The 2,479-nt window shown below is 39.7% G+C and carries 4 protein-coding genes; 3 read left to right on the forward strand and 1 reads right to left on the reverse strand.

The window, feature by feature from the left end; all coding sequences use genetic code 11:
* The first annotated feature begins 42 nt into the window (after nucleotides 1-42).
* Together ACFIKU_RS09505 and ACFIKU_RS09510 are read left to right on the forward strand one after the other, a co-directional pair.
* On the forward strand, nucleotides 43-414 hold the full coding sequence (locus tag ACFIKU_RS09505; protein ID WP_375657362.1) for a helix-turn-helix domain-containing protein: 372 nt from the start codon (nucleotides 43-45) through the stop codon (nucleotides 412-414).
* A gap of 175 nt (nucleotides 415-589) precedes the next feature.
* Nucleotides 590-721: a hypothetical protein gene (locus ACFIKU_RS09510; RefSeq protein WP_375657359.1), complete on the forward strand. Its 132-nt coding sequence runs from the start codon at nucleotides 590-592 to the stop codon at nucleotides 719-721.
* A 116-nt stretch (nucleotides 722-837) separates the two neighbouring features.
* Here the strand turns inward: ACFIKU_RS09510 and ACFIKU_RS09515 are convergent, their stop codons facing one another.
* Complete coding sequence (locus ACFIKU_RS09515) at nucleotides 838-2,046, reverse strand: MFS transporter (RefSeq protein ID WP_375657360.1); 1,209 nt, start codon at nucleotides 2,044-2,046, stop codon at nucleotides 838-840.
* A 181-nt stretch (nucleotides 2,047-2,227) separates the two neighbouring features.
* Here ACFIKU_RS09515 and ACFIKU_RS09520 point away from each other — a divergent pair.
* Nucleotides 2,228-2,479: hypothetical protein (locus tag ACFIKU_RS09520; protein WP_375657361.1), on the forward strand; the 252-nt coding region annotated here is incomplete at its 3' end.

Raw genomic sequence — 2,479 nt, forward strand, 5'->3', positions numbered from 1 at the left:
AATACCAATGCGAGGGCGCTCGCAACCGGAGGGGGGCTTGAAGTGCAAACCAAAAATCCAAATTTTATCGACATTTTGATAGGCAAAAGAATCCGTCACAGACGCATTTCAATAGGACTTTCCCAAAAAGCATTAGGAAGCCATTTAGGTGTCAGTTTTCAACAAATCCAGAAATACGAAAAAGGCTTTAATCGTGTAAGCGCAGGGTGTTTGCTAAAAATCGCCCAAAAACTAGATGTTCCCATGAGCTTTTTTTATGCAGACATTGCTACAAAAGAAGATATCTCAACAAAAGACAATCACTCACACCATGATCAAGAAACATACAGCGAAAAAGAACACACCCTTTTAAAAAACTTTAGAGACCTCCAGCCGAAAAAACAAAAAGCAATCTTATGGTTAATTTCTGATTAAGCAAAAACGCAACGATCAATATATCCCCCCTGCCTAAAATTTCCCATACCTGATATCACCCCCCAAAGAGTGATGTTTTACAGCATGATAGGATAATTCACGCGATAGTTCGTTTTCTGTTTCCGTTATTGCTTTAAGCCAAGCTGCTTGAGGATCAGCAGCTGGGATTTTAAGTTTGACTATTCGTAGCAAAGCGGAGTCAAACAAAAATGACATTGTTGCTCAAAACCATGCCCCCAATTACGTTTACGAGACAATGGAACAGTATCGAGAAGACAGCCCCGAAAAAAAACATATGAGCGGTTAAGTAAAAATCAAAAGATTGAGCTTATAACGTTGAAAAAGCGCCCGATACTGGATTATTCCCACGCCCCTTAAATCTCAGAAAAATGATTTAAAACACATGTTTCGTTGATGAGCCAATCATTCAGAATGAATAATGGACAAAGAACCGTTCACAAATATCCAGATACCCAATAAACAGAATAATCCACTCAATCCAGAAAAAAGGAACAACTGCCCAGCCGAAGTGTGACCTAAAACAAACGCTCCAACAAAGGGCGCCACCAACATAGCTAAATTTTGTATAGACTGCACCCATCCAGAAGCCAACCCAATCTGTTCATTGAAATTAGTGACCAGATAAACATTAGAAGATATGGAAAAGTAAGCACTCACCATTCCAATAAGAAAAAAACAGAGCAACAAAGTCTCAATACGGAGTAAATCCAAGTAAAAAAAGCACACTGAGATCAAGACAAAACAAACCATTGTTGACATTGCAGGCATTAACAATTCCGATATTTTTCCTGTAAGGGGTTTATGCTTTGATTGTTTCACTCTCCAAAACCCATAGAGGAAATTACCAATCCCTGAAGCGGATACCAGCATCCCAAGAGCCTGTTTATTCATTTTCAGTGCATTAAGGATGACAGGCAACTGATTATTCACCATAAAGATCATAGCAAAATACACAAACATCACCGCCACATAGGCATACCAAGTTGTCCCATAAAGCCTCTGTTGTGATTTTATGGTACTCGCTGTTTTTACCATAAGAGACGAGACAGGTTGTGCACCAATAAAACAAAACACGATAAAGCCTAGCAATGTCAGAAATCCAGAAAACAATAAAGTATATGTATCTGACAAAAATGCAGAGAGAGCACTACCCAAAGCAGGTCCTATCATCTTCGCCATGCTATTGATCATGTTAAGAACAGAATAGTAACGAGTCCGTTCGTGTTTAGGCACAGAATTTGCACTGAGAACGGAAATTGCTGGAATAGCTAGACTATTGAATATCGCTCGAACAACTGCCAGTATAATAAATCCTTGCAGACTCGTCGCCATCAATAAAGCAACAGTACATAACGCTCGTAACAACAGTGACGCCCGCAACCAATGGATCATAGAACGATGACTGACCAACATTCCAATTGGCTTAGACAGAACAATACCAGGTAATAATGTTGCCGCTCCAATAAAAGCGACATCATATTGATCAGCTTTCCAAATGAACACAGATACGGTTAAAATCACGATATAATCAATCCAACCCCCAAATGACACCATGCCATTACCCAGCAAAAGCACCAACAAGCGATTGTTTGCTGCCCCATCTATTTGCACCAAAACACGCGCCCTTCTTTTTCCTTAGCAGTACTTTAGCAATATTGATGAAATGATCAATTCTTGCCTCGTATCCTAAAGGCATCGACGACCTTCCCGCAACAAAGAAATTTATAATGATCCATGGTAAACAAAACCACTGGTGCTAAGTCTAGATATGTATTAAAACTTACACCATTGATTGAACTTAATCTGCGTCTTTGCGAATGATGACAATAACCAAGCCACTAATAATCCAACCCTTGAATCCGTTTATGATAATCCCGCGTGCCTCCCCTTCAGCTCCAACACAAAAAAACGCTCTGAGCGTTCTCTCCTAAAGAGAACTCTTTATTCTTCTTCATCACTTTTCTGTGTTAGCAAGACTGATGAGATGATCAATCTTGCCTCACACCCTCAAAGTATTATCGACCTTTCTGCAACAAAGCACCAA

It is taken from the genome of Bartonella sp. CM120XJJH, from assembly GCF_042194715.1.
GTDB lineage: Bacteria > Pseudomonadota > Alphaproteobacteria > Rhizobiales > Rhizobiaceae > Bartonella.